The sequence below is a fragment of the Leifsonia sp. fls2-241-R2A-40a genome (assembly GCF_030209575.1).
GTDB lineage: Bacteria > Actinomycetota > Actinomycetes > Actinomycetales > Microbacteriaceae > Leifsonia.
Genome location: NZ_JARVRS010000001.1, coordinates 1,942,895 through 1,962,270, shown reverse-complemented (window position 1 = coordinate 1,962,270; position 19,376 = coordinate 1,942,895). Strand labels below are relative to the sequence as shown.

18 protein-coding genes are annotated in these 19,376 nt (G+C 69.5%); 12 read left to right on the top strand and 6 right to left on the bottom strand.

Translation table 11 applies throughout. The features are described 5' to 3' along the window. Window positions 1-52: 52 nt before the first annotated feature. Entirely contained in the window at window positions 53-670 is a 618-nt protein-coding gene (locus tag QRN40_RS09805) for a TMEM175 family protein (RefSeq protein WP_285115415.1), read from the bottom strand. Between the two features lie 43 nt (window positions 671-713). Further along, complete coding sequence (locus tag QRN40_RS09800) at window positions 714-1,136, bottom strand: hypothetical protein (protein WP_285115414.1); 423 nt, start codon at window positions 1,134-1,136, stop codon at window positions 714-716. 224 nt (window positions 1,137-1,360) lie between these two features. Here QRN40_RS09800 and QRN40_RS09795 point away from each other — a divergent pair, with 224 nt between their 5' ends. The 9 genes from QRN40_RS09795 to QRN40_RS09755 all read left to right on the top strand — a co-directional run bounded on the left by QRN40_RS09795 (window position 1,361) and on the right by QRN40_RS09755 (window position 11,454). Continuing rightward, entirely contained in the window at window positions 1,361-2,581 is a 1,221-nt protein-coding gene (locus QRN40_RS09795; protein WP_285115413.1) for an ROK family transcriptional regulator, read from the top strand. Window positions 2,582-2,772: 191 nt separating this feature from the next. After that, window positions 2,773-3,708 carry an N-acetylglucosamine kinase gene (locus QRN40_RS09790; RefSeq protein ID WP_285115412.1) on the top strand — a complete coding sequence of 312 codons (936 nt, stop codon included), beginning with the start codon at window positions 2,773-2,775 and terminating at the stop codon, window positions 3,706-3,708. Continuing rightward, window positions 3,705-5,006, top strand: coding sequence for an extracellular solute-binding protein (locus QRN40_RS09785; RefSeq protein ID WP_285115411.1), 1,302 nt, complete (start codon window positions 3,705-3,707; stop codon window positions 5,004-5,006). The genes QRN40_RS09790 and QRN40_RS09785 overlap by 4 nt, the downstream gene beginning before the upstream one ends. Beyond that, window positions 5,003-5,962: a carbohydrate ABC transporter permease gene (locus QRN40_RS09780; RefSeq protein ID WP_285115410.1), complete on the top strand. Its 960-nt coding sequence runs from the start codon at window positions 5,003-5,005 to the stop codon at window positions 5,960-5,962. Before QRN40_RS09785 ends, QRN40_RS09780 begins: the two co-directional genes overlap by 4 nt. Beyond that, on the top strand, window positions 5,959-6,807 hold the full coding sequence (locus tag QRN40_RS09775; protein WP_285115408.1) for a carbohydrate ABC transporter permease: 849 nt from the start codon (window positions 5,959-5,961) through the stop codon (window positions 6,805-6,807). Before QRN40_RS09780 ends, QRN40_RS09775 begins: the two co-directional genes overlap by 4 nt. Window positions 6,808-6,837: 30 nt before the next feature. Then, window positions 6,838-7,869 (top strand): SIS domain-containing protein, encoded by a 1,032-nt coding sequence (locus QRN40_RS09770; RefSeq protein WP_285115407.1) that lies wholly within the window; start codon window positions 6,838-6,840, stop codon window positions 7,867-7,869. A gap of 94 nt (window positions 7,870-7,963) precedes the next feature. After that, window positions 7,964-8,122: a hypothetical protein gene (locus QRN40_RS09765; protein WP_285115406.1), complete on the top strand. Its 159-nt coding sequence runs from the start codon at window positions 7,964-7,966 to the stop codon at window positions 8,120-8,122. Between the two features lie 603 nt (window positions 8,123-8,725). Beyond that, window positions 8,726-9,763: an L-glyceraldehyde 3-phosphate reductase gene (gene mgrA, locus QRN40_RS09760; RefSeq protein WP_285115405.1), complete on the top strand. Its 1,038-nt coding sequence runs from the start codon at window positions 8,726-8,728 to the stop codon at window positions 9,761-9,763. Between the two features lie 110 nt (window positions 9,764-9,873). Then, window positions 9,874-11,454, top strand: coding sequence for a glycosyltransferase family protein (locus tag QRN40_RS09755; RefSeq protein WP_285115404.1), 1,581 nt, complete (start codon window positions 9,874-9,876; stop codon window positions 11,452-11,454). Here the strand turns inward: QRN40_RS09755 and QRN40_RS09750 are convergent. Continuing rightward, a complete protein-coding gene (locus QRN40_RS09750) occupies window positions 11,444-12,160 on the bottom strand; it encodes an SOS response-associated peptidase (RefSeq protein WP_285115403.1) in 717 nt (238 codons plus the stop codon). The genes QRN40_RS09755 and QRN40_RS09750 overlap by 11 nt on opposite strands. A 375-nt stretch (window positions 12,161-12,535) precedes the next feature. On the opposite strand from QRN40_RS09750, the gene QRN40_RS09745 reads away from it, so the two are divergent. Genes QRN40_RS09745 through QRN40_RS09735 form a run of 3 tightly spaced genes read left to right on the top strand, consistent with a single transcriptional unit; the run spans window position 12,536 to window position 16,024 of the window. Beyond that, window positions 12,536-14,053: a sugar transferase gene (locus tag QRN40_RS09745; RefSeq protein ID WP_285115402.1), complete on the top strand. Its 1,518-nt coding sequence runs from the start codon at window positions 12,536-12,538 to the stop codon at window positions 14,051-14,053. Beyond that, on the top strand, window positions 14,053-14,826 hold the full coding sequence (locus QRN40_RS09740) for a CDP-alcohol phosphatidyltransferase family protein (protein ID WP_285115401.1): 774 nt from the start codon (window positions 14,053-14,055) through the stop codon (window positions 14,824-14,826). Before QRN40_RS09745 ends, QRN40_RS09740 begins: the two co-directional genes overlap by 1 nt. Continuing rightward, entirely contained in the window at window positions 14,810-16,024 is a 1,215-nt protein-coding gene (locus QRN40_RS09735; protein WP_285115400.1) for a glycosyltransferase, read from the top strand. The genes QRN40_RS09740 and QRN40_RS09735 overlap by 17 nt, the downstream gene beginning before the upstream one ends. Here the strand turns inward: QRN40_RS09735 and QRN40_RS09730 are convergent. Genes QRN40_RS09730 through QRN40_RS09720 form a run of 3 tightly spaced genes read right to left on the bottom strand, consistent with a single transcriptional unit; the run spans window position 15,989 to window position 19,213 of the window. Continuing rightward, window positions 15,989-16,921 carry a hypothetical protein gene (locus QRN40_RS09730; RefSeq protein WP_285115399.1) on the bottom strand — a complete coding sequence of 311 codons (933 nt, stop codon included), beginning with the start codon at window positions 16,919-16,921 and terminating at the stop codon, window positions 15,989-15,991. The genes QRN40_RS09735 and QRN40_RS09730 overlap by 36 nt on opposite strands. Next, window positions 16,918-18,081, bottom strand: a complete 1,164-nt coding sequence (locus QRN40_RS09725) for a Gfo/Idh/MocA family protein (RefSeq protein ID WP_285115398.1) — start codon at window positions 18,079-18,081, stop codon at window positions 16,918-16,920. Before QRN40_RS09725 ends, QRN40_RS09730 begins: the two co-directional genes overlap by 4 nt. Beyond that, complete coding sequence (locus QRN40_RS09720) at window positions 18,047-19,213, bottom strand: DUF1972 domain-containing protein (RefSeq protein WP_285115397.1); 1,167 nt, start codon at window positions 19,211-19,213, stop codon at window positions 18,047-18,049. The genes QRN40_RS09725 and QRN40_RS09720 overlap by 35 nt, the downstream gene beginning before the upstream one ends. Between the last annotated feature and the right edge of the window lie 163 nt (window positions 19,214-19,376).

The following is a 19,376-nucleotide window of genomic DNA, read 5'->3' as shown; positions in this document are numbered from 1 at the left end:
CCCGTCGACGCACACATTAGCGGCCCGCGTCGCCGATGAGGAGCGGCGCCGACTAGGTCGGGATGCGTGGCTCGCGCTCGGACGCACCCGTCTGGTTGAACAGGTAGTAGAAGCTCAGCGCGGCGAGCGCCGCCAGCATCGCGGGCGCGCTCACCAGGCCGATCACGGTTGTGACCGGGTAGAGCACGGTGCCGACACCGAACCGGCGGATCGCCCGCCTGCGCGTGGCCGCATCCATCCGACCCTCCGTCACCTGCGACTTCGTGATGCGGCCGTACAGGAACGTGAACGCCACGGCGAAGCCCGTCGTGGTGCAGCCGTACAGCACCGCGGCGACGCGGACGTCGGATGCGCTGCCATCGGCCAGGGCGCCCGCGAGGGTGGCCGTCGTGAACGGCAGCGCCGTGACGAACAGGAGCAGGATGAGGTTCCAGAACAGCAGCGGGCGGTCGACGACCTCGACGAACCGGACGATGGCGTGATGGTTGACCCAGATCACGCCGATCACCAGGAAGCTGACGATGTAGGCGACGAAGGACGGCCAGGCCGCGAGCAACTGCGCCAGCAGCCCCTCACGCGCTCCCGGATCGACATGCAGGTCGAGTACGAGCAGAGTGATCGCGACGGCGAGCACGCCGTCGCTGAAGGCTTCCAGGCGACCCTTCGACATCCGCGCCCCTCTCCGTCGGCACCATTCTGTGCCCCGAGCGGGGTCAGGAGGCGAGTGCGAGCTGGCGGAAGTCGATGACGGAGGAGCCGGAACCCCGATCGGCGCGGTCGTACGCGGCACGGAACGGATTGACGGCACGGCCGTTGGGCAGCACGACCTCCAGCCCGGTGTCGTCCCGGCCGCCGCGGCGGTGGGCGGTGCGACTCCAGTGCCCGCCATCCGTCCGGACGAGGATCTCGCCGATCAGGCAGCCGAGGCTCTGCAGGGTGAAGTCGTCGCCGACGAAGCCCTCGTCCGAACCGAGGTCGGTGAACAGCCGCTCGACGTAGACGAGGTCCTCCGGCACGAAGGTGACGGTGTGGCCGTAGATGTCGCGGATCCCGCCCGCCATGGCGCCCGCGAGCAAGGAACCGACGGCGGGGTCGGGCCGCCGCCGGCGCATCGCTTCACGGGGGAACCGGAACATGCCCCCACGGTAGGCCGGTGCCCGGACGGCGGTCGCGCCCCATTTCGAGTGCCCCCGGAGCGGGTCACCCGGTGCGGGTCGCTCGGTGCGCGTCGGTATGCTGAGCGCGACGGGGGCGCGGGTGCGGCCGGCAAGCGCGCACGCACATCCATCCAGAGCGATAGTAAAGTTTCCCCAGGTCGCGCAAGCGGCGGAGGCCGAAGGCCAGGGATGAGGAGGCGCCGGTGGCGAAGAGGACGCGCGCAACGGCGACCACGAGCACCCTCGCACGCGTCAACCAGACGGCCATCATCGAGGCGCTGCGCGACTCTGGAGCACTCTCCCGCCAGCAGCTCGGCGTGAAGACCGGGCTGAGCCCGGCGACGATCAACCGGCTCACCGCCTCCCTCATCGAGGACGGCCTCGTCGTCGCCGCAGGCCAGGAGCCGTCGACCGGCGGCCGGCCGTCGGTGCTGCTGCGCTACGCCGGGAGCTCGCGGCTGGTCGCGGCGATCCAGCTCCGCGCCGAGACGGTGACCGGCATCCTGGTCGACTTCGACGGCAAGATCGTCTTCCGGCGTTCCGTCGAACTGGGCCCGCGCCCGGTCGACGACGCCGAGGTGGCGCAGCGCGCGCCGGACCAGGACCGGCAGCTGCGCAAGGTGTTCCGGCTGTTCGACGATCTCATCGCCACCGCCGACTCGATGGGCACCCCGTGCCTCGCGGTCGGCATCGCGGTGCCCGGCGTCGTGCAGCAGCCGGAGGGCGTCGTCGGCACGATGCCCGAGTTCGGCTGGACGGGCGTGCCGTTCGGGACGCTGCTGCGCGAGCGCACGCCCCTCCCGGTGGTCGTCGAGAACGACGCGAACGCGCTCGCCTACGGGGAGCTCCATACCGGGGCCGGGCGCGGATTGTCCAGCCTGGTGGCACTGTTCCTCGAGAACGGACTCGGCGCGGGGATCGTCGCGAACGGCGAACTGCACCGCGGCGCCCGCGCCGAAGCGGGCGAGATCGGGTACCTGCTGATGGAGCGGTCGTCGCTCGAGCGGTCGTACGACGCCCGAGGCGACCTGGAGGACCGCATCGGCTCGCTCGCGCTGACCCAGCGGGCGCGCGAGCGGGGGATCCCGCTCCCGCCGAGCGGCGCACTGACCGCCGAGGACGTGTTCGAGCTGGCTCGCGACGGCAATGCCGACGCTAAGGAGATGGCCGACGAGATCCTCGACATGGTCGCCATCGCGGTCGCGGCGCTGGTGATCGTGCTCGACCCCGAGCTGGTCGTCGTGGGAAGCAGCTTCGTCGGCAGCTCGGACACGGTGATCCCGGGCATCCAGGAGCGGCTGCGCGGGCGCATCATCCGCGTCCCCCGTATCGAGCCGGCGACCCACCGCGAGGATGCGGTGCTGCTCGGCGCGGCGGAGCTGGCCGCCGCCGAGGTCAACGGCTTCGCCTACCTCGCGTTCTGACCGTCTTCCCACAGCGATTCGTGACGAATCGCGCTCATTCGTGACGAATCGCGCGCATTCGTGACGAATCGACGGTCGGCCGCGAGGTTCGGCTCTTGACACACGTCGGAGAGGGCCTTTAGGTTTAGCTCCAACTTCTTCTCACTCCGATAGGAAAGAAGGAACCCCTTCAATGACGCAGAGGAGCAGACGTGATCGTCGGAATCGACATCGGCGGGACCAAGACGCACGTGTGCGTCGAGGACGACGCCGGCGCCGCGCTCCTCGACCTCTCGGTGAAGACGGCCGACTGGCAGCACGGCGGACACCTCCACTCGGAGGACAACGTGCGCGGGCTGCTCGCCCTCCTCGACGCGGTGCCCGATGCGGATGCCGCCCCGCTCGTCGTCGGCGCCCACGGCCTCGACAGCGAGGGACAGACCCTCGCCTTCTCGGAGACTCTCTCGCAGCTCCACGACGGCCCTGCCCTCGCCGTCAACGACGTCGAACTGGTCGGCCCCGCCGCCGGGTTCGACGAGGCGATCGCGGTCATCGCCGGCACCGGCAGCAAGGTGGTCGGCCGCCGGATCGACGGGATGCTGGTCAGCGCCGGCGGCTACGGCTACATCCTCAACGACCCGGGAAGCGCTCCCGCCCTGGTGCGCGACGCAGTGCGGACCCTGTTCGAAGCGGTGGACGAGGACGAGCCGCGCGATGCCCTCGCCGACCTGCTGTTCGCCCACTTCGGTGTGGATGAGATCGTCGGCCTCTCGAACGCCCTGACCGTCCGGCCGCGCGTCACCGCGTGGGGCGCAGCCGCTCCCCTGGTCTTCGCGGCCGCCGACGCCGGGAGCGCCCGCGCCGCCCGCGTCGTCGAGAACGCCGCCGACGAACTCGCCCACAGCGTCGAGCTCGTGCACCGCCGCGGCGCGGCAGGCGCCGACGTGGTCTGCGCCGGCGGCGTGATCAGCCACCAGCCACGACTGTTCGAGGCCCTCGGCGAGCGCCTGCGCGCCCGCGGGCTCGCCCACTCCATCCACCTGCTGGATGTCCCCCCGGTGCGCGGCGCCCTCGCGCTCGCCCGGCGGCTCACGGAGGCGGCCACCGCTGTCCCCTTCGCACCAACAAACACACGGAGGAAGTCATGAGAACCACATCCAGGGGGCGCCGCCGCGCCCTCGCGACCGTCGGGCTCGCGGCGACCGCGGCCCTCGCGCTGAGCGCCTGCAGCGTCACCGGGGCCGGCACCTCGTCGGGCGGGCAGGGCGACGGGACGGGCACGATCAACGCCCTGTTCATGAAGCAGGCCGGCTACTCGGAGTCGAACATCAACGACATGATCGCGGCCTTCGAGAAGAAGAACCCGAAGATCACCGTCAAGCCGACCTTCGTCGCCTACGAGGCACTGCACGACAAGATCGTCACCTCGGCGCCCGCGGGCACCTACGACGTCGTGCTGTCGGACGTGATCTGGCCGGCCGAGTTCGCATCCAAGGGCATCATCACCGACGTGACCAACCGGTTCCCGTCCAGCTGGAAGTCGGACATGCTCGGCGGCGCCCTCTCCAGCGCCGAGTACAAGGGCAAGTACTACGGCGTGCCGTGGGGCCCCTCCACCAAGCTGTTCTTCTACAACAAGGACATGCTCGCCAAGGTGGGCGCCGGTCCCGACGACGTCAAGACGTGGGATGGCGTGCTCGCCGTGGCCAAGAAGCTCAAGGACGCGGGAGTGGTGCAGTACCCGCTCGCCTGGAGCTGGGCGCAGGCCGAGGCGCTGATCTGCGACTACGCGGTCATGCTCGGGGCGTACGGCGGTCAGTTCACCGACTCCAGCGGGAAGCTCGACATCAACAAGGGCGCGGGCGTGCAGGCGCTCGAGTTCATGAAGAAGTCGATCGACGACGGACTCACCGACCCGGCATCGACCACCTTCCTGGAGGACGACACCGACAAGTCCATGGCCGCGGGCAAGACGGCGATGGAGCTGAACTGGGAGTCGACCTTCCGCGACCAGAACGACCCGTCGATCTCGAAGGTCGTCGGCCAGGTCGCCGTCACCTCCCCGCCGGCAGGTCCCAGCGGAGACAACCCCGGCGTGAACGGCTCGATGGCCCTCTCGATCGGTGCGAAGTCGAAGCACCAGTCCGCCGCATGGAAGTTCATCGAGTACGTGACCAGTGAGGCCGTGCAGGACCAGTACACGAAGTCGTCGATGACGAACTGGAAGGCCAGCTACACCAAGCCCGAGATCACCAAGTCGAACCCGGAGGTCTTCGCGGCCGCCGGCAAGGCGTACGACTCGATGATCCTGCGCCCGCCGGTGGCGAACTACAACACGGTGTCGCAGGCGCTCCAGGTCGAGATCCAGAACGCGCTGCTCGGCAAGAAGAGCCCGCAGCAGGCGCTCGACGACGCGGTCAAGGCCGCGAACGAGTCCCAGGGATGAGCGGCGTGTCGGTCGCCGGAGTCGAGACGGAGCGACGCGCGCCCACCACGGGCGGGCGACGGAACCGCCGCAAGCGCGACAACCAGGGACGGCTCGCCTTCTGGCTGCTGGTCCCCGCCGCGGTCGCGGTGTTCGGAGTGATCGTCTACCCGATCCTCCGCACCCTCCTCATCTCGTTCTTCGAGGTGAACTCGGCTCTGGCGACCGACACCCCCTTCGTCGGACTGCAGAACTACGTCCACATCCTCACGTCGTCCGGGTTCTGGGCGGCGATGGGGCGGACGCTGTACTTCACGCTCGTCTCCACGGCGCTGGAGCTCGTGTTCGGCCTGATCGTCGCCGGGCTGCTCAACGCCAAGCTGCGGGCGCGGTGGCTGTTCCGCGCGATCGTGATCATCCCGTGGGCGATCCCGACGATCGTGAACGCGGCCATGTGGAAGGGCATCTTCAACGCCCAGTACGGCTCCCTCAACGCCGCCCTCACCCAGCTCGGGATCATCCACGAGTACCAGGCGTGGCTCGGAGACCCGACCCTCGCGCTCAACATGGTCATCCTCGCGGACGTGTGGAAGACGACCCCGCTGGTGGCGTTCTTCCTGCTCGCCGGGCTCGCGTCCATCCCGAGCGAGCTGTACGAGGCGGCGAAGGTCGACCGCGCGAGCTGGCCGCGGATCTTCCGGTCGATCGTGCTGCCGATGCTGGTCCCCTCCATCTCCATCGTGCTGGTGCTGCGCACGGTGGAGGCGTTCAAGGTGTTCGACATCGTCTACGCGATGACCCGCGGCGGCCCGGTCAACGGCACGCAGACCGTCGCCTACTACGCGTACACGACCGCGTTCTCCGACCAGAACTTCGGAGTCGGCGCCGCGCTCTCGTACATCATCGTGCTGGTCATCCTGGTGCTGACCTTCATCTACCTCCGCCTGCTGCGCCGATCCGAGATGAGCCTGCTGTGAAACGCACGACCCGCAACTCGATCCTCATCCACCTGGCGGCGGTATTCGTCTCGGTGCTGATCCTGCTGCCGTTCGGGTGGATGGTGGTCGCCAGCGTGACGCCGCAGCGCATCCTCATCTCGACCCCGCTGCAGTGGATCCCGGACACGCTCGACTGGAGCCGGTACGAGACGATCTTCCGCGGCGGCGGGGACAGCGTCGGCGCGACCTTCCGCGCGGCGCTCGCCAACACCACGATCGTCGCGGTCGGCACAGTGGCGATCTCGATGATCGTCGGCATCCTCGGCGCGTACGCGTTCGCCCGGCTGCGCTTCCGGTTCCGTCAGGCAGTGCTGATCCTCTTCCTCGCGACGTACATGCTCCCGCAGATCGCGCTGCTCATCCCGCTGTACCTCATCCTGAACTCGCTCGGACTGCTCGACAGCGTGATCGGACTGGTGATCGTCGACTGCTCTCTCGTGGTGCCGTTCGTGCTGTGGATCCTCAGCAACTACTTCCTCACGATCCCCGAGGAGCTGGAGGAGGCGGCGCGGATCGACGGCGCCAGCCGCCTCGGCGCGCTGTTCCGCGTTGTGCTGCCCGCCGCCCGGCCCGGCATCTTCGCCGCCATCATGTTCGCGTTCCTGCTGGCCTGGGACGAGTTCATGTACGCGCTCATTTTCACCTCGTCGAACGCGGCGAAGACGCTCCCTGTCGCCATCAGCGAGTTCGCCGGCCGGTACACGACCGACTTCGGGCTCGTGGCGGCCGGCGGCATCGTCGCCGCGCTCCCGCCGATCATCGTCGCGATGATCTTCCAGCGCTACGTCGTCAGCGGCATGGCCGCGGGCGCCGTCAAGGGCTGACCGACCACCCGCATCCAGAGAAGGAATCCCATGGAACCCAAAGCCTCGTTCGTCGACGCCATGCGCGCACAGCCGGAGAACCTCGCCCTCGCGCACGAGACGGTGCTGCGCGATCTCGCCGCAGCCCCTCTGCCGCAGTGGGGCGCTGACGACAGCGTCGCGGTCGTCGCGATGGGCGCCTCCCTGAACTCGTCGCATGCGCTGGTGGCCGCTCTCGCGGCCGCCGGGCACCCGGCAGCGGGAGTCGTCGCCTCCGACGTCGCGGACGGGCTGCAGGTGGTGAGCGCCGATCACAGCATCGTCGTGTCGGAGTCGGGGCGCAGCCCCGAACCGCTCGCCGCCGCGCGCAGGCTGGCCGCGGGTACGCGCATCGGGATCAGCAACTTCCCGGAGCAGCCCATCAAGGACGAAGTGGATGCGGTGCTCGGCCTGGGAGGCTTCCCCGACTCCCCCGTCTACACCAGCGGCTTCACCGCGACGATCCTCGCCTACGCGCTGCTGCTCGATCACGTCGGAGCGGTGGACGCAGGTGCGGAGGCCTCGCGCATCCCGGCCCGGGCCGCCGACGCGCTGCGCGACTACGCCGGCGCGGCAGAGACGATCGGGCAAGTGCTCGCCGCGGCGAAGACGATCGACGTCGTCGGGCGCGGCGGCTCCCTGACCGCGGCGGCCGAGCTGTCGCTGATGGTCCGCGAGGGCCTGCGCACGCCGAGCACCGCCTTCGAGACCTTCCAGTACCTGCACGGGCCGATGGAGGTGCTGTCGGATGACGATGCGCTGGTGATCTTCGGTGACGGGCGCGAGCTGAGCATCCCCTCGTCCGTACTCGATGCCGGGGTTCCGGTCGTGCTGGTGACGACGGCCGCTGCGACGGACGTCCCGGGTGCCGGACACGCGAACCTCACGGTGGTGCAGCTGCCCGCCGGACTCGGCGTCTTCGAGCGCGCCGTGGTCGAGACGGTGATCGGGCAGCTGGCGATCGCCGCGGCGATCGAGCACAAGCCGTACCCGCTCGAAGAGTTCCTGTACCACCAGGACGACACGAAACTGCCCATCCGGTAGGGCGGTCGCGCGGGCCGTATCGCAAGTGGGCCGCTCGATGCAAGGGCCCCCACCGGCCATTGACCTGAATGCGACCTGGGAGTCAGATGGTCGCATGATAGCTCTCATCGTCATCCTGCTCGTGATCTGGGCGGTCCTCGCCATCCTCGGCTTCGCCATCAAGGGACTCCTGTGGCTCGCCATCCTCGGCCTGGTGTTCTTCGTGATCACCGCCATCGTCGGGTGGATGAGGCGGGGCGCCAACCGGACCTGATCCGTTCGTACGACCCAAGCGGCGGCCGCGCTCCTGGAGCGCGGCCGCCGCTTTCGTGTGGGGCGCGCTGCGCGTCGCTCCCGCTGTCGAAGGACGGGAGCGCTCCCATCTCCGACGCAACGCTGTGGGGACGGAGATCCGGCCGATTCGCCGGCGAATCTCCTTCGATAACGGCCGGATCTCCGACGCTACGAGCAACACCCGGGGACAGCCCGCTGCTCGCGCTACCGAAGGACGGGAGCGCTCCCATCTCCGACGCGACGCGGTGGGGCAGGAGATCCGGCCCATTCGCGGGCGAATCTCCTTCGATAGCGGCCGAATCTCCGACGCTGCGAGCAATGCCAGGGCAACAGCCCGCGCCGCGGCTATCGAAGGACGGGAGCGCTCCCATCTCCGACGCGACGCGGTGGGGCAGGAGATCCGGCCCATTCGCGGGCGAATCTCCTTCGATAGCGGCCGGATCTCCGACGCTGCGAGCGCCGGCAGGGCCGGCGCAATCTCGTCCGATAGCGGGCGCATCGGCGCCGATGCAGCACGAGGGTCGATCAATCCGATCGGTCCCAGCGGTTGGACTTCTGGCGGGGGCCGTACGAATGTGGAGGCATGGCCCACGTTGCGAACCCTTCCCGCTATGACGACATGATCTACCGCCGCACCGGGCGCAGCGGACTCGACCTCCCCGTGCTGACGCTCGGGCTGTGGCACAACTTCGGCGACGACCGGCCGTTCGAGACGCAGCGGGCGATCGTGCGGCGCGCCTTCGACCTCGGCATCACGCACTTCGACCTGGCCAACAACTACGGTCCTCCCTACGGCGCCGCCGAGACCAACTTCGGCCGCATCATGTCGGAGGACCTGCGGCCGTACCGCGACGAGATCGTCGTCTCCAGCAAAGCAGGATGGGACATGTGGCCCGGCCCCTACGGCCAGGGCGGCGGCGGCCGCAAGTACATGCTCGCCAGCCTCGACCAGTCGCTGACGCGCCTCGGACTCGACTACGTCGACATCTTCTACTCGCACCGACCCGACCCCTCCACCCCGCTGGAGGAGACGATGCAGGCCCTCGATACGGCCGTCCGCTCGGGGAAGGCGCTGTATGTCGGCATCTCGTCGTACGGACCGGAGGAGACGCGCCGGGCGGCCGAGATCCTGCGCGACCTCGGCACCCCGCTGCTCATCCACCAGCCGTCGTACTCGATGCTCAACCGGTGGATCGAGACCGAGGGACTGCTCGACGCGGTCGACGAGCTCGGCGTCGGCGTCATCGGCTTCACCGCACTGGCGCAGGGGATGCTCACGGACAAGTACCTCGACGGCATCCCCGAGGGGTCGCGCGCGAGCGCGGGCACGTCCTTCGACACCGACTGGCTCACCGACGAGGCGATCGACCGGCTGCGCGCGCTCAATGCCATCGCCGGGAAGCGCGGCCAGACCCTCGCCCAGCTCGCCCTGGCGTGGGCGCTGCGGGACGAGCGGGTCACCTCCCTCACCATCGGCGCCAGCAGCGTCGACCAACTGGAGCAGAACGTCGCGGCGCTCGGCAACCTCGACTTCACGGCGGAGGAGCTGGCCGCGATCGACAAGCACGCGACCGACTCCGGCGTCGACCTGTGGGCGGGCGCGCGCCGCGGCGAGGTCTGAGAGGCGGCAGGCCGCCGCGCCTGTGAGTTTCCGTAGTGCTCGCCCACGCGTCGCCCAGGGTTATCTGGTTGTCTCGATGGTGTTCCCGTCGAGCGTCTAGAAGCTGAGATATGACCGTCCTCCTCGAGCCGGACACCCGGGCAGGCCAACCGCTGCGCGCGGTCAGGCCGTGGACGATCGCGCTCCTTTTCGGGGTCGTCGCGACCGCGCTGTGCGCCGCGTTCAGCTGGGTTCCGTCGCTGTGGGGCGACGAGGCGGCCACCCTCCTGTCGGCGAAGAGATCCGTCGGAAGCCTGTTCGGGATGCTCTTCCACGTGGATGCGGTTCACGGGCTCTACTACCTGGTCATGCACGGCTGGATCCGGCTCGCGGGCGACAGTGCGTTCGCGCTCCGGCTGCCCAGCGCGGTCGCCGTGGGTGCCGCGGTCGCGGCCGTCACCCTGATCGCGGGACGGCGCGGCGGACTCCGGGCCGCGGTGGTGAGCGGCGTGGTCGCCTCGGTGCTGCCTCGCCTCACCTACGCGGGAGAGGAGGCGCGTTCGTACGCGTTCTCCGCGGCAGCCGCCGCCTGGCTGACGCTCCTGCTGCTGTGGCTCGTCGACGGCGGCGGCCGTCGCCTGTCGCCGGCCGCGCGGCGGCTGGCCTGGGTGCTGTACGGCGCCGGGATGGCCGCGATGTCGTACCTCTTCCTGTACTCCATCACCCTGCTCGTGGCTCATGGGGCCGTGCTGCTCGCCTCCCGGGCATCGCGCGCGACGGTGCGCGCCTGGGCGCTGTCGTCGGCCGCTGCCGTCGTCGCGGTGTCGCCGCTCGCGGTGCTCGCCTACCTGGAGCGCAGCCAGATCAAGTACCTCGGCGAGACGCCGGACGATCCCTCCATCTGGTACTACTTCCTCTGGTTCGGGATGCCCTGGGTGGCCATCGCGGCGTGGGCCCTGATCGGGTTCGGCCTCTGGCCGGCCTGGCGCGCCCGGCGGCTCCGCGCCTCCCGACCGGTCTTCCCCGGACCGCGCGCGATCTCCACCCGGCTGGTCGCCTCGGCCTGGCTGTTCCTGCCCACCGGTGCGATGCTGCTCGCCAATGCGGCGTATCCGATGTACACCGGCCGGTACTCCACCTTCGCTGCGCCGGCCGCGGCGCTGCTCGTCGCGGAGGGCATCCTGGTGCTCGGGCGCCTGATCGGAGGGGATGCGCGGCGCACCGTGGCGGCGACCGCGGGCGTGACGATCGTGTTCGCGCTGCTCTGCGCGCCGGTCTACGCGCTGCAGCGCGGACCGTACGCGAAGAACGACAGCGACTGGGCGGAGGTCAGCGCAGCCATGGCCGCCAACGCCGGACGCGGCGACGCGGTCGTCTTCGACGAGTCGGCGAAACCCTCGCAGCGGCCGCGGCTAGCGATGCGCACCTACCCGGCCGGCTTCCGCGGCGTGAAGGACCCGACCCTGCGCGTGCCGTACTACCGCAACGACGGATGGGCGGATCGCGCCTACTCGGTGACCCAGGCCGCCCAGCGCGGGCGGTTCGACGGGGTCGACCGGGTGTGGCTCATCGAGCTCGAGGTCGTGACGCCGGACGGCAGATCGACCGTGGAGGACACCTGGGGTCTCGCCGACTTGCACGCGCTGGGTTTCGCGGAGACGGGTCGACGCCTCGACACGCACCGCAGCGACATCATCGAGCTCACGCGCTGACGGGCTCGATCAGCTGCGGCCCGTCGTCGCTGGTCTTGAAGGGCGCGACCTGGTCGAAGCGGAGGGTCTCCGCCTCCGCCACACCGGCCCGGACGGCCTCGTCGACGAGCGCCTGGTCTCCGACGATCGACGGGTCGATCCAGTGCTGCCACATCTCCTCGGGCAGGATCACGGGATTCCGGTCGTGGATGTCCGCGAGGGTCTGCACCGCATCCGAGGTGAGGATGGTCGCGGTCAGCACCCAGCGGTCGGGGTCGTCCTCCGCCTTGCTGTGGTCCCGCCACCAGGAGTAGAGCCCGGCGAAGCCCATCAGCCGCCCCTCGGGATAGCGGATGAAGAACGGCGTCTTGTGGCCCTTCGGCCCCTGCCACTCGTAGTAGCCGCGGGCGAGCACGATCGCCCGGTGCGACTGGACCGGTTTGCGCCAGGTCGACTTCTCGGCGATCTCCTCCGCACGCGCGTTGAAGGTGGGGAACTTGAGCTTGAGCGTCTCCGACCACGACGGCACCAGCGACCAGTGCGCGCGCTCGAAACGCAGCTCGCGGGTCTTGGCCGAGTCGATCAGCACCGGGATGTCGTCGGTCGGCGCAAGGTTGTACGCCGACTCCCAGTCGGCTCTCCACTCCTCGGGTCGCCGGCCGGTCTGCTCGACGAAGTCGGTGATCTCGGCGTTGACCTTGTCATCCATCGCGAACCTGCCGCACATGCGCCCAGCATAGGCCCCTCAAAATTGAGGAATATTCACCCCCACTTGCGGGTGATGCGCAGACACAAAATCGATGTATTCTCAGTTTTGTGAATTGGTGAGGAACAGTCACTTTACGGGACTGGAACTCGATCCGATCGCATCACCCGAAACGCAACACCCGAACCCGCAGGTGACAACCGTGTACCCGATTCCGCCGCGCCGAGCACTTCCCGCTCTCAACCCCATCCGACTGGGGAGTGCTCGGCGCGCGCGGACCCACGGAGGTCGCCCCACGAGCGGAGTCGGCGGCGGTGAAGCCGTTCGAGACCACGGTTTCCCCCCAGCCGCCGTCGGCTCCCCGGTCGCGTACGAGCAGAACAAGGAGGCGCAGGCATGACAGTCGTCCGCCCGCGGCTCGCTGCACCCGTCGCCGCCGGAGCCCTCCCCGAACTGATCTCCGGTCGCACCTGGGCCCGCCTCTACCGGTACCGCCTCCTGGCGACCGACACGGCCATCATCCTCGCAGCGACCATCGGCGCCGTCTACGTGCGCTTCGGCTTCGACGAAACCGTGCCCCCGACGGCCGGTTTCCACATCGATTACCTGTACGTGTCTCTGCTGATCGCCGCCACCTGGCTCTTCACGCTGTCCGTCTACCACACCCGCGACCCTCGGGTCGTGGGCCTGGGCGTCTCCGAGTACCGCCGTGTCGTGTCGGCGAGCGCCATCACCTTCGGCGTGCTCGCCATCCTGTTCCTCGTCGCCAAGGTCGACATCGCCCGCGGCTACTTCATCGTGGCGCTCCCCGCCGGCATGGCCGGCGTGCTGTTCTCGCGCTGGATGTGGCGGCACTGGCTGATCCGGCAGCGCACCTTCGACCACTACCTGTCGCGCGCCCTCGTGGTGGGGCGTTTCGACGACGTCGACTACGTCGTGCGGCAGATCCACCAGAAGTCGGGAGCGGCCTACAACGTCGTGGGTGCCGCTCTCGACACCGGAAAGCGCAAGGGGGCGAAGAAGGACGCCGAGATGCGGCGCCGCATCGCCAGCCCCGAGCGCGAGGTACCGATCGTCTCCGACCTGTCGGGGGTCGCGGACGCTGCGGCGCGGCTGGGCGCGGACACGGTTATCGTGGCCGGCCGCGCCCTCAGCAGCGGCGATTTCGTCCGCAAACTGGCCTGGAAGCTGGAGGGGACGGCGACGGAGCTCGTGCTGGCATCCCCCCTCACCGACGTGGCCGGGCCTCGCATCCACTTCCGTCCCGTCGAGGGACTCCCGCTCATCCACGTGGAGATCCCGCAGTTCGAGGGCGGCAAGCACGTGCTCAAGCGGGCGTTCGACTTCTTCGCATCAGGTATCGCCCTTCTCATCCTCGCGCCGCTGTTCATCGCCATCGCGATCGCCGTGAAGCTGGACGACAACGGACCGGTGATCTTCGCCCAGGAGCGCGTCGGCCGCAACGGCGAGCACTTCAAGATGTTCAAGTTCCGCTCGATGGTGATCGACGCCGAAGCGCGCCTCGCCGAGCTACAGGCGAACAACGACGGCAAGGGCCTGCTGTTCAAGATGAAGCACGACCCGCGGGTGACGCGCGTCGGGCACACCCTGCGCAAGTTCTCCCTCGACGAGCTCCCCCAGCTGGTCAACGTCTTCCTCGGCGACATGAGCCTCGTCGGACCGCGCCCGCCGCTCCCCTCCGAGGTCGAGGGCTACGAGAACCATGTGCACCGCCGCCTGTACATCAAGCCCGGGCTGACCGGGATGTGGCAGGTGAACGGCCGCTCCGACCTCTCCTGGGAGGAGAGCGTCCGCCTCGACCTCTACTACGTGGAGAACTGGTCGCTGACCGGCGACCTCGTGATCATGTGGCGCACCGTCAAGGTGCTCACGCATCCTGTGGGGGCCTACTGATGTCCGCTGACGCTATCGACGCCAACGCCCCTTCGGCCGGTCACCGCGCGATCGTCGCCCGCCTCTCCGCCGCGCAGAAGGTCAAGACGCGCGGCGCCCCCGGATACTCGATCTACGTCAACCGGCCCATCGGACGGCACCTGGCGGCGTTCGCGTACCGCGCCGGCCTGACGCCGAACGCGGTCACCGCGATCAGCGCGTGCTTCAGCCTCGCCGGCATCCTCGTGCTCGTGCTCGTGCCGCCGCAGTGGTGGACGGGTGTGCTGGTCTGGCTCGCCCTGGCCATCGGGTACGCCTTCGACTCCGCGGACGGGCAGCTCGCCCGCCTGCGCGGGGGCGGGTCGCTCTCGGGCGAGTGGCTGGACCACGTGGTCGACGCCACGAAGATCGCCGCCCTCCACCTGGCGGTGCTGGTCATGTTCTTCCGCTGGTACCCGATCCCGACCGGCGCCCTGCTCATCCCCGTGGGCTACAGCATCGTCGCCACGGTGATCTTCTTCACGATCATCCTGAACGAGCAGCTGAAGCGCTCGCGCGGCTGGACGCCCGCGGCGAGTGCCGCCAGCGACTCCGGCCGCAGCACCCCGCTGCGCGCCCTGGCCGCGCTGCCGATGGACTACGGCTTCCTGTGCCTGGCGTTCGTCACCGCCGGGTGGCCCGTGCTCTTCTTCTGGGTCTACACCGCATTCTTCGTCGCGAACGCCCTGTACCTGGCCGTCGCGCTCCGCAAGTGGTTCCGCGACCTGGAGGTCCTCGATGCCCGCACCCGTTGACCGTCGCCCGCTCGCGCTCGTCGCGAACCCTTCCGGCGACGTCTACGGGTCGGACCTGCAGATGCTGGAGAGCATCCAGGCGCTCATCGAGGACGGCTTCGACGTGCTCGCCGTGCTCGGTTCCGACGGCCCCCTCGCCGAGCGGATCACCAGCCGCGGCGCGGATGTGATGATCCGGCCGTTCCCCGTGCTCCGCCGTGCCGACGCCTCGCTCGGCGGCGTCGTCTCGCTCGGGTGGCGCGGGATGCGCTCGATCGGCTGGCTCAGCCAGCTGGTCCGCGAGGTCGAGCCGGACGTCGTCTACGTCAACACCGTGACCCTGCCGTGGTGGATCCTCGCCGCGCGCCAGGCGCACGTGCCGGTCGTCTGCCACGTGCACGAGGCCGAGACCACCGATGGGCGGCTGGTGCGCTTCGCGCTCAACGCCCCCCTGCTCTTCGCGAACCGCATCATCTCGATCAGCCGCGCCTCCACCGAGGCGCTCATCTCCGCTGTCCCCGCCCTGGGCAAGAAGACCGTGCCCGTCTACAACGGCGTCACCGAGCCTCCTGTCGTCCCTGCACCGGTCCGATCCTTCGACGGGCCGGTGACGCTGAGCGTCGTCGCCCGCCTCTCGCCGCGCAAGGCGCCCGACGTGGCCGTCGAAGCCGCGGCGATCCTCCGCGCACGCGGCCGGGATGTCCGGCTGGAGCTCTGCGGCACGCCGTTCGAGGGCTACGAGTGGTACGAGCAGGAGCTGCGCGACCGGGCCGACCAGCCCGATCTGCGCGGCCACGTCGACTTCGCCGGCTACGTATCCCCGATCTGGCCGGCGCTCGAACGCGCCGACATCGTCCTCGCCCCGTCGCTCCGCGAGCCCTTCGGCAACGCCGTGGTGGAGGCGCAGTTCGCGCGCCGCCCTGTCGTCGCCGCCGCGGCGCTGGGCCACCTCGAGTCGATCGAGGACGGCCGCACGGGTCTTCTCGTCGAGCCCGGGGATGCCGCCGCGATGGCGGACGCCGTCGAAGCGCTGCTGGACGACCCGGACCGCGCGCTGCGCATGGCGGAGGACGCACGGGCCTCGGCGCTCGAGAAGTTCACCCTCGGCCGGTACCGCCGCGAGATCGCAGCCACCCTCCGGGGGATGATGCAGGTCGCCGGCCGCCGGAGCGGCCGGCGCCGCTCACACGGCGCGAGCCGGGAAGTACTCGTCCACTAGGGCCTTGGTCGACGCCAGGTGCGCCCGCGTGGACGCACCGAAGACGATCGACTCGATGTTCGGCTGCTGCGCGACCCACTCGATCGCCTCGCGCGCCGGGATGGCGCCGGAGGCGAACACGCTCATCGCGACGGCCCGGAACGGCCGCTCCTCGAGAGCCTCGCGGTAGGCGTCGAGGCCGCCCGACATCCGGAAGCCGATCTTGTTGATGTTGGAGCAGACCAGCGGGTTCTCGATGCCCTGCTCGGCCAGCACATCCAGGCACAGCGGCAGGTTCATGGTGATGAAGCCCGGCTCGGCGCCGTAGCGCGAGCGCACGTGCTCGGCGAAGACGCTGAAGGCGTCGCGGAAGCCGAGCCCCAGCAGCAGGTCGACGACCACGTTCTGCAGCCAGACGACCGGGGTGCGCGTGCCGCGGAACATGGCGAGCTCGGCATCCACCAGCAGTGTGATGATGCCCTCCACGTCCTTCTTGGCGAGTGCGCGGCCGCCGCGGAGCGCCGCGTTCACGAAGCCCTCCTCCGGCAGGAAGCGCTTGATGGCGCCCATCATGCCGGCCTCGGTCACGGCATCCGCGTACTTGTGCGCGTACGGCATGCTCGGCAGGAAGGAGAAGTCGGCGTAGCGCTCGGGGTTCGCCCGCACGCGGTCGGTGATCTCGGCGATCCGGTCGTGGGTGGTGCACATGAAGGTGGTGATGCCCTCGTCGTACGCGGCGTCGATCACCTCCATGATCGCGTCCACGTGCTGGAACCGCATCGACTGGGCGCGCGCCTTCTCCTCCGACATGTGGTTGACGCCGAAGAACTGGTTGTCGCCCAGCAGCAGACGGTCGAGGGCGACCGGGGCGGCGACGGGGGCGCCGGCCGGGATGGGGCTCTGTGCAGAGGTGGTCATCGTCTTCTCCAAGGGAAGCGTCGGCTCTTCGCGGCAGCGGTCGCGGTCGCAGGGTGGGTGCCGTCGGCGGTCGTGGTGTGCGTCCCGGACGCATCGGCGGTCAGCAGGGTGAGTGCACGGTCGGTCGCCGCGGCGCTCGCGAACGAGTTGAGGCCGTCGGTGCGGCGCTGCAGCACGCTCTGGACGAAGTAGTCCAGCTGTGCGCTGTACTCCTCGCCCCGGAGGTAGAACCACACGGGATCGGTGAGCTCGGTGGTGTAGCGGACGTTCCAGCCGGGCGTATAGCCGTCGATCGCCGGTGCGGTGTCGCGCAGGTAGAGCTGGCATTCCTGCCGGTCGGCGTGGATGCGCCCGGCCGTGCCCGAGATCGTGAGCTGCGTGGTCATCTTCCGGTAGGACTCGTCCGACCAGTCGACGGACAGCTGGCCGCTGACGCCTTCGCCGAAGAACAGCGTGCCGTAGACCTGGTCCTCGGTGGAGCTGGAGAACACCGACTCGAGCACGGTTCCGCCGGCGCCCTGAACCTCGCCCGCGTACCAGGTCATCAGGTCGAGCGGGTGGGCGGCGTAGTCGTACAGGGCGCCACCGCCCTCATTGCGGTCGCTGCGCCAGGTGCCGCCCTTGCCGCGCAGCACGACGGGACCGTAGGCCTCGGCCTGGATGTGCGTCACGCGTCCGATGGCGCCGAGATCCAGCAGGCGCTTGACCTCGCGGAAGGCTCCGACGAAGCGGTTGTGGTAGCCGACCTGCGTGACCCGTCCGCGCTCCGCGGCGAGCGCCGCGAGTTCCTCCGAGTCGGCGGCCGTCAGGCTGAGCGGCTTCTCGCAGAACACGTCGACGCCCGCTTCGAGCAGCGACCGCACCATGGGTGCGTGGAGACGCGTCGGCGTCGCGACGAGGACGGCGTCCAGGTCGGTCGCGGCGAGCATCGCGTCGATGGAGGGGAAGGTGGCCATCCCGGTGTACTTCCCGAGCACGTCGAGCATGTAGCCGGCCGCATCCACCACCGCCTCCACCTGGACGTCGGGGTGGGCGTTGATCATCGAGAGGTGCGAGAGGCCCATCTTGCCGAGCCCCACGACGCCGAGACGGACGGTCCGCCGCGGTGTCGCGGCGGTCGCGTCGTCAGCGGGCCGGGTTGAGGGTGCGTCGATCGTCATGTGTGCGCTCCAGGTGGGAGGCGAGCACGTCGCGGTATTGACCGGCGACGTGCTCCCAGGTGAATTCGGTGGCGTGGCGCTCGCGCGCAGCGGCGGCGAGCTCCGCGCGGAGCCCGGCGTCCGCGACCAGGCGCGTGATGTGCGCGGAGGCCTCGGAGGTGGTCGAGAAGTAGAGGGCGGCATCCTGTGCCACCCACCGGTTGTAGGCGTTGTCGTGGGCGAGCACGGGATTGCCCACCGCCATGGCCTCGACGAGCGACGGGTTGGTGCCGCCGACTGTGTGGCCGTGGAAGTAGCCGAGGCTGTGGAAGCGGAGGGCCGCGATGCGGTCCGGCTCGTACACCGAGCCCACGAAGCGGACCTCGTCGCTGGCGGCGTCGACCACGGCACGGTGGTAGTCGTCCTCATCCGGCTGGTAGTTGCCGAACACCGCGAGCTGCACGCCGCGGCGCTCCGCCGAGAAGGCGGTGACGAGCTCGAGGATCGAGTTCTCGGGGATCGGGCGGCAGATGAGCGTGAAGTACTGCCCGGGCTCCAGGCCCAGCTCGCGCGCCGGCGCCTCAGGGGCGTCGTCAACGCGGTGTGCGCCGTAGGTGATCATCGTGATCTTGCGAGCCGGCGCCTTGCGGCGCAGGTACACCTCGATCTCCGGGTGGTCGGCGATGAGTGTGTTCCCGACGAAGCAGGCGATGCGCTCGTTGATGTAGAGGATGGCCTGCCGCATCTTGCCCCAGCGGGCGCGGGACCATTCGATCCCGTCCATGTTGATCACGTTCGGGATGCGCTTGAGGCGCTGCCAGATGTTGAAGACGGCCGTGTTGTAGCCGAAGGTGAGGTGGAGCCCGCGATCGCGGGAGGCGTGCGCGATGGAGCGGAGGTCGAAGCGGCTGGTGCCGAGCCATCCCTTCGCCGACACCGGGATGGTGACGCGCTCGATGCCGTTCCACTCGTCGGTCACGATGGGACCGGTGCCTTCGGCCTGGCAGTAGACGATGACGCGCCAGCCCTGGTCCCGGAGGAACAGCGCGACGTTCTCGGCCGCGGTCTCGAAGCCGCCGTAGTTGGCGGGGACGCCGTGGGTGCCCAGGATCCGCACGGTGGGAACGTCGGTGCGCGCACGCGATTCAGCCATTCGTTCCTCCCCTCGGCGAATGCCGCGATGACCACCAGGTCGGTAGTGGTCGTGCTGGCTACAGTAACTCAGATCGCAACAAACTGAATAATGCTCACCCCCGGATTGGGGGCACTTGCCACCCCTATATAAGGCGATAGCCTGTAGGCAATGTTGAGGAAGT

Coding starts and splice junctions, on each gene's coding strand:
- QRN40_RS09805 (WP_285115415.1), bottom strand. CDS start 670: ATGTCGAAGGGTCGCCTGGAAGCCTTCAGCGACGGCGTGCTCGCCGTC.
- QRN40_RS09800 (WP_285115414.1), bottom strand. CDS start 1,136: ATGTTCCGGTTCCCCCGTGAAGCGATGCGCCGGCGGCGGCCCGACCCC.
- QRN40_RS09785 (WP_285115411.1), top strand. CDS start 3,705: ATGAGAACCACATCCAGGGGGCGCCGCCGCGCCCTCGCGACCGTCGGG.
- QRN40_RS09780 (WP_285115410.1), top strand. CDS start 5,003: ATGAGCGGCGTGTCGGTCGCCGGAGTCGAGACGGAGCGACGCGCGCCC.
- QRN40_RS09770 (WP_285115407.1), top strand. CDS start 6,838: ATGGAACCCAAAGCCTCGTTCGTCGACGCCATGCGCGCACAGCCGGAG.
- QRN40_RS09765 (WP_285115406.1), top strand. CDS start 7,964: ATGATAGCTCTCATCGTCATCCTGCTCGTGATCTGGGCGGTCCTCGCC.
- mgrA (WP_285115405.1), top strand. CDS start 8,726: ATGGCCCACGTTGCGAACCCTTCCCGCTATGACGACATGATCTACCGC.
- QRN40_RS09755 (WP_285115404.1), top strand. CDS start 9,874: ATGACCGTCCTCCTCGAGCCGGACACCCGGGCAGGCCAACCGCTGCGC.
- QRN40_RS09750 (WP_285115403.1), bottom strand. CDS start 12,160: ATGTGCGGCAGGTTCGCGATGGATGACAAGGTCAACGCCGAGATCACC.
- QRN40_RS09745 (WP_285115402.1), top strand. CDS start 12,536: ATGACAGTCGTCCGCCCGCGGCTCGCTGCACCCGTCGCCGCCGGAGCC.
- QRN40_RS09740 (WP_285115401.1), top strand. CDS start 14,053: ATGTCCGCTGACGCTATCGACGCCAACGCCCCTTCGGCCGGTCACCGC.
- QRN40_RS09735 (WP_285115400.1), top strand. CDS start 14,810: ATGCCCGCACCCGTTGACCGTCGCCCGCTCGCGCTCGTCGCGAACCCT.
- QRN40_RS09730 (WP_285115399.1), bottom strand. CDS start 16,921: ATGACCACCTCTGCACAGAGCCCCATCCCGGCCGGCGCCCCCGTCGCC.
- QRN40_RS09725 (WP_285115398.1), bottom strand. CDS start 18,081: ATGACGATCGACGCACCCTCAACCCGGCCCGCTGACGACGCGACCGCC.
- QRN40_RS09720 (WP_285115397.1), bottom strand. CDS start 19,213: ATGGCTGAATCGCGTGCGCGCACCGACGTTCCCACCGTGCGGATCCTG.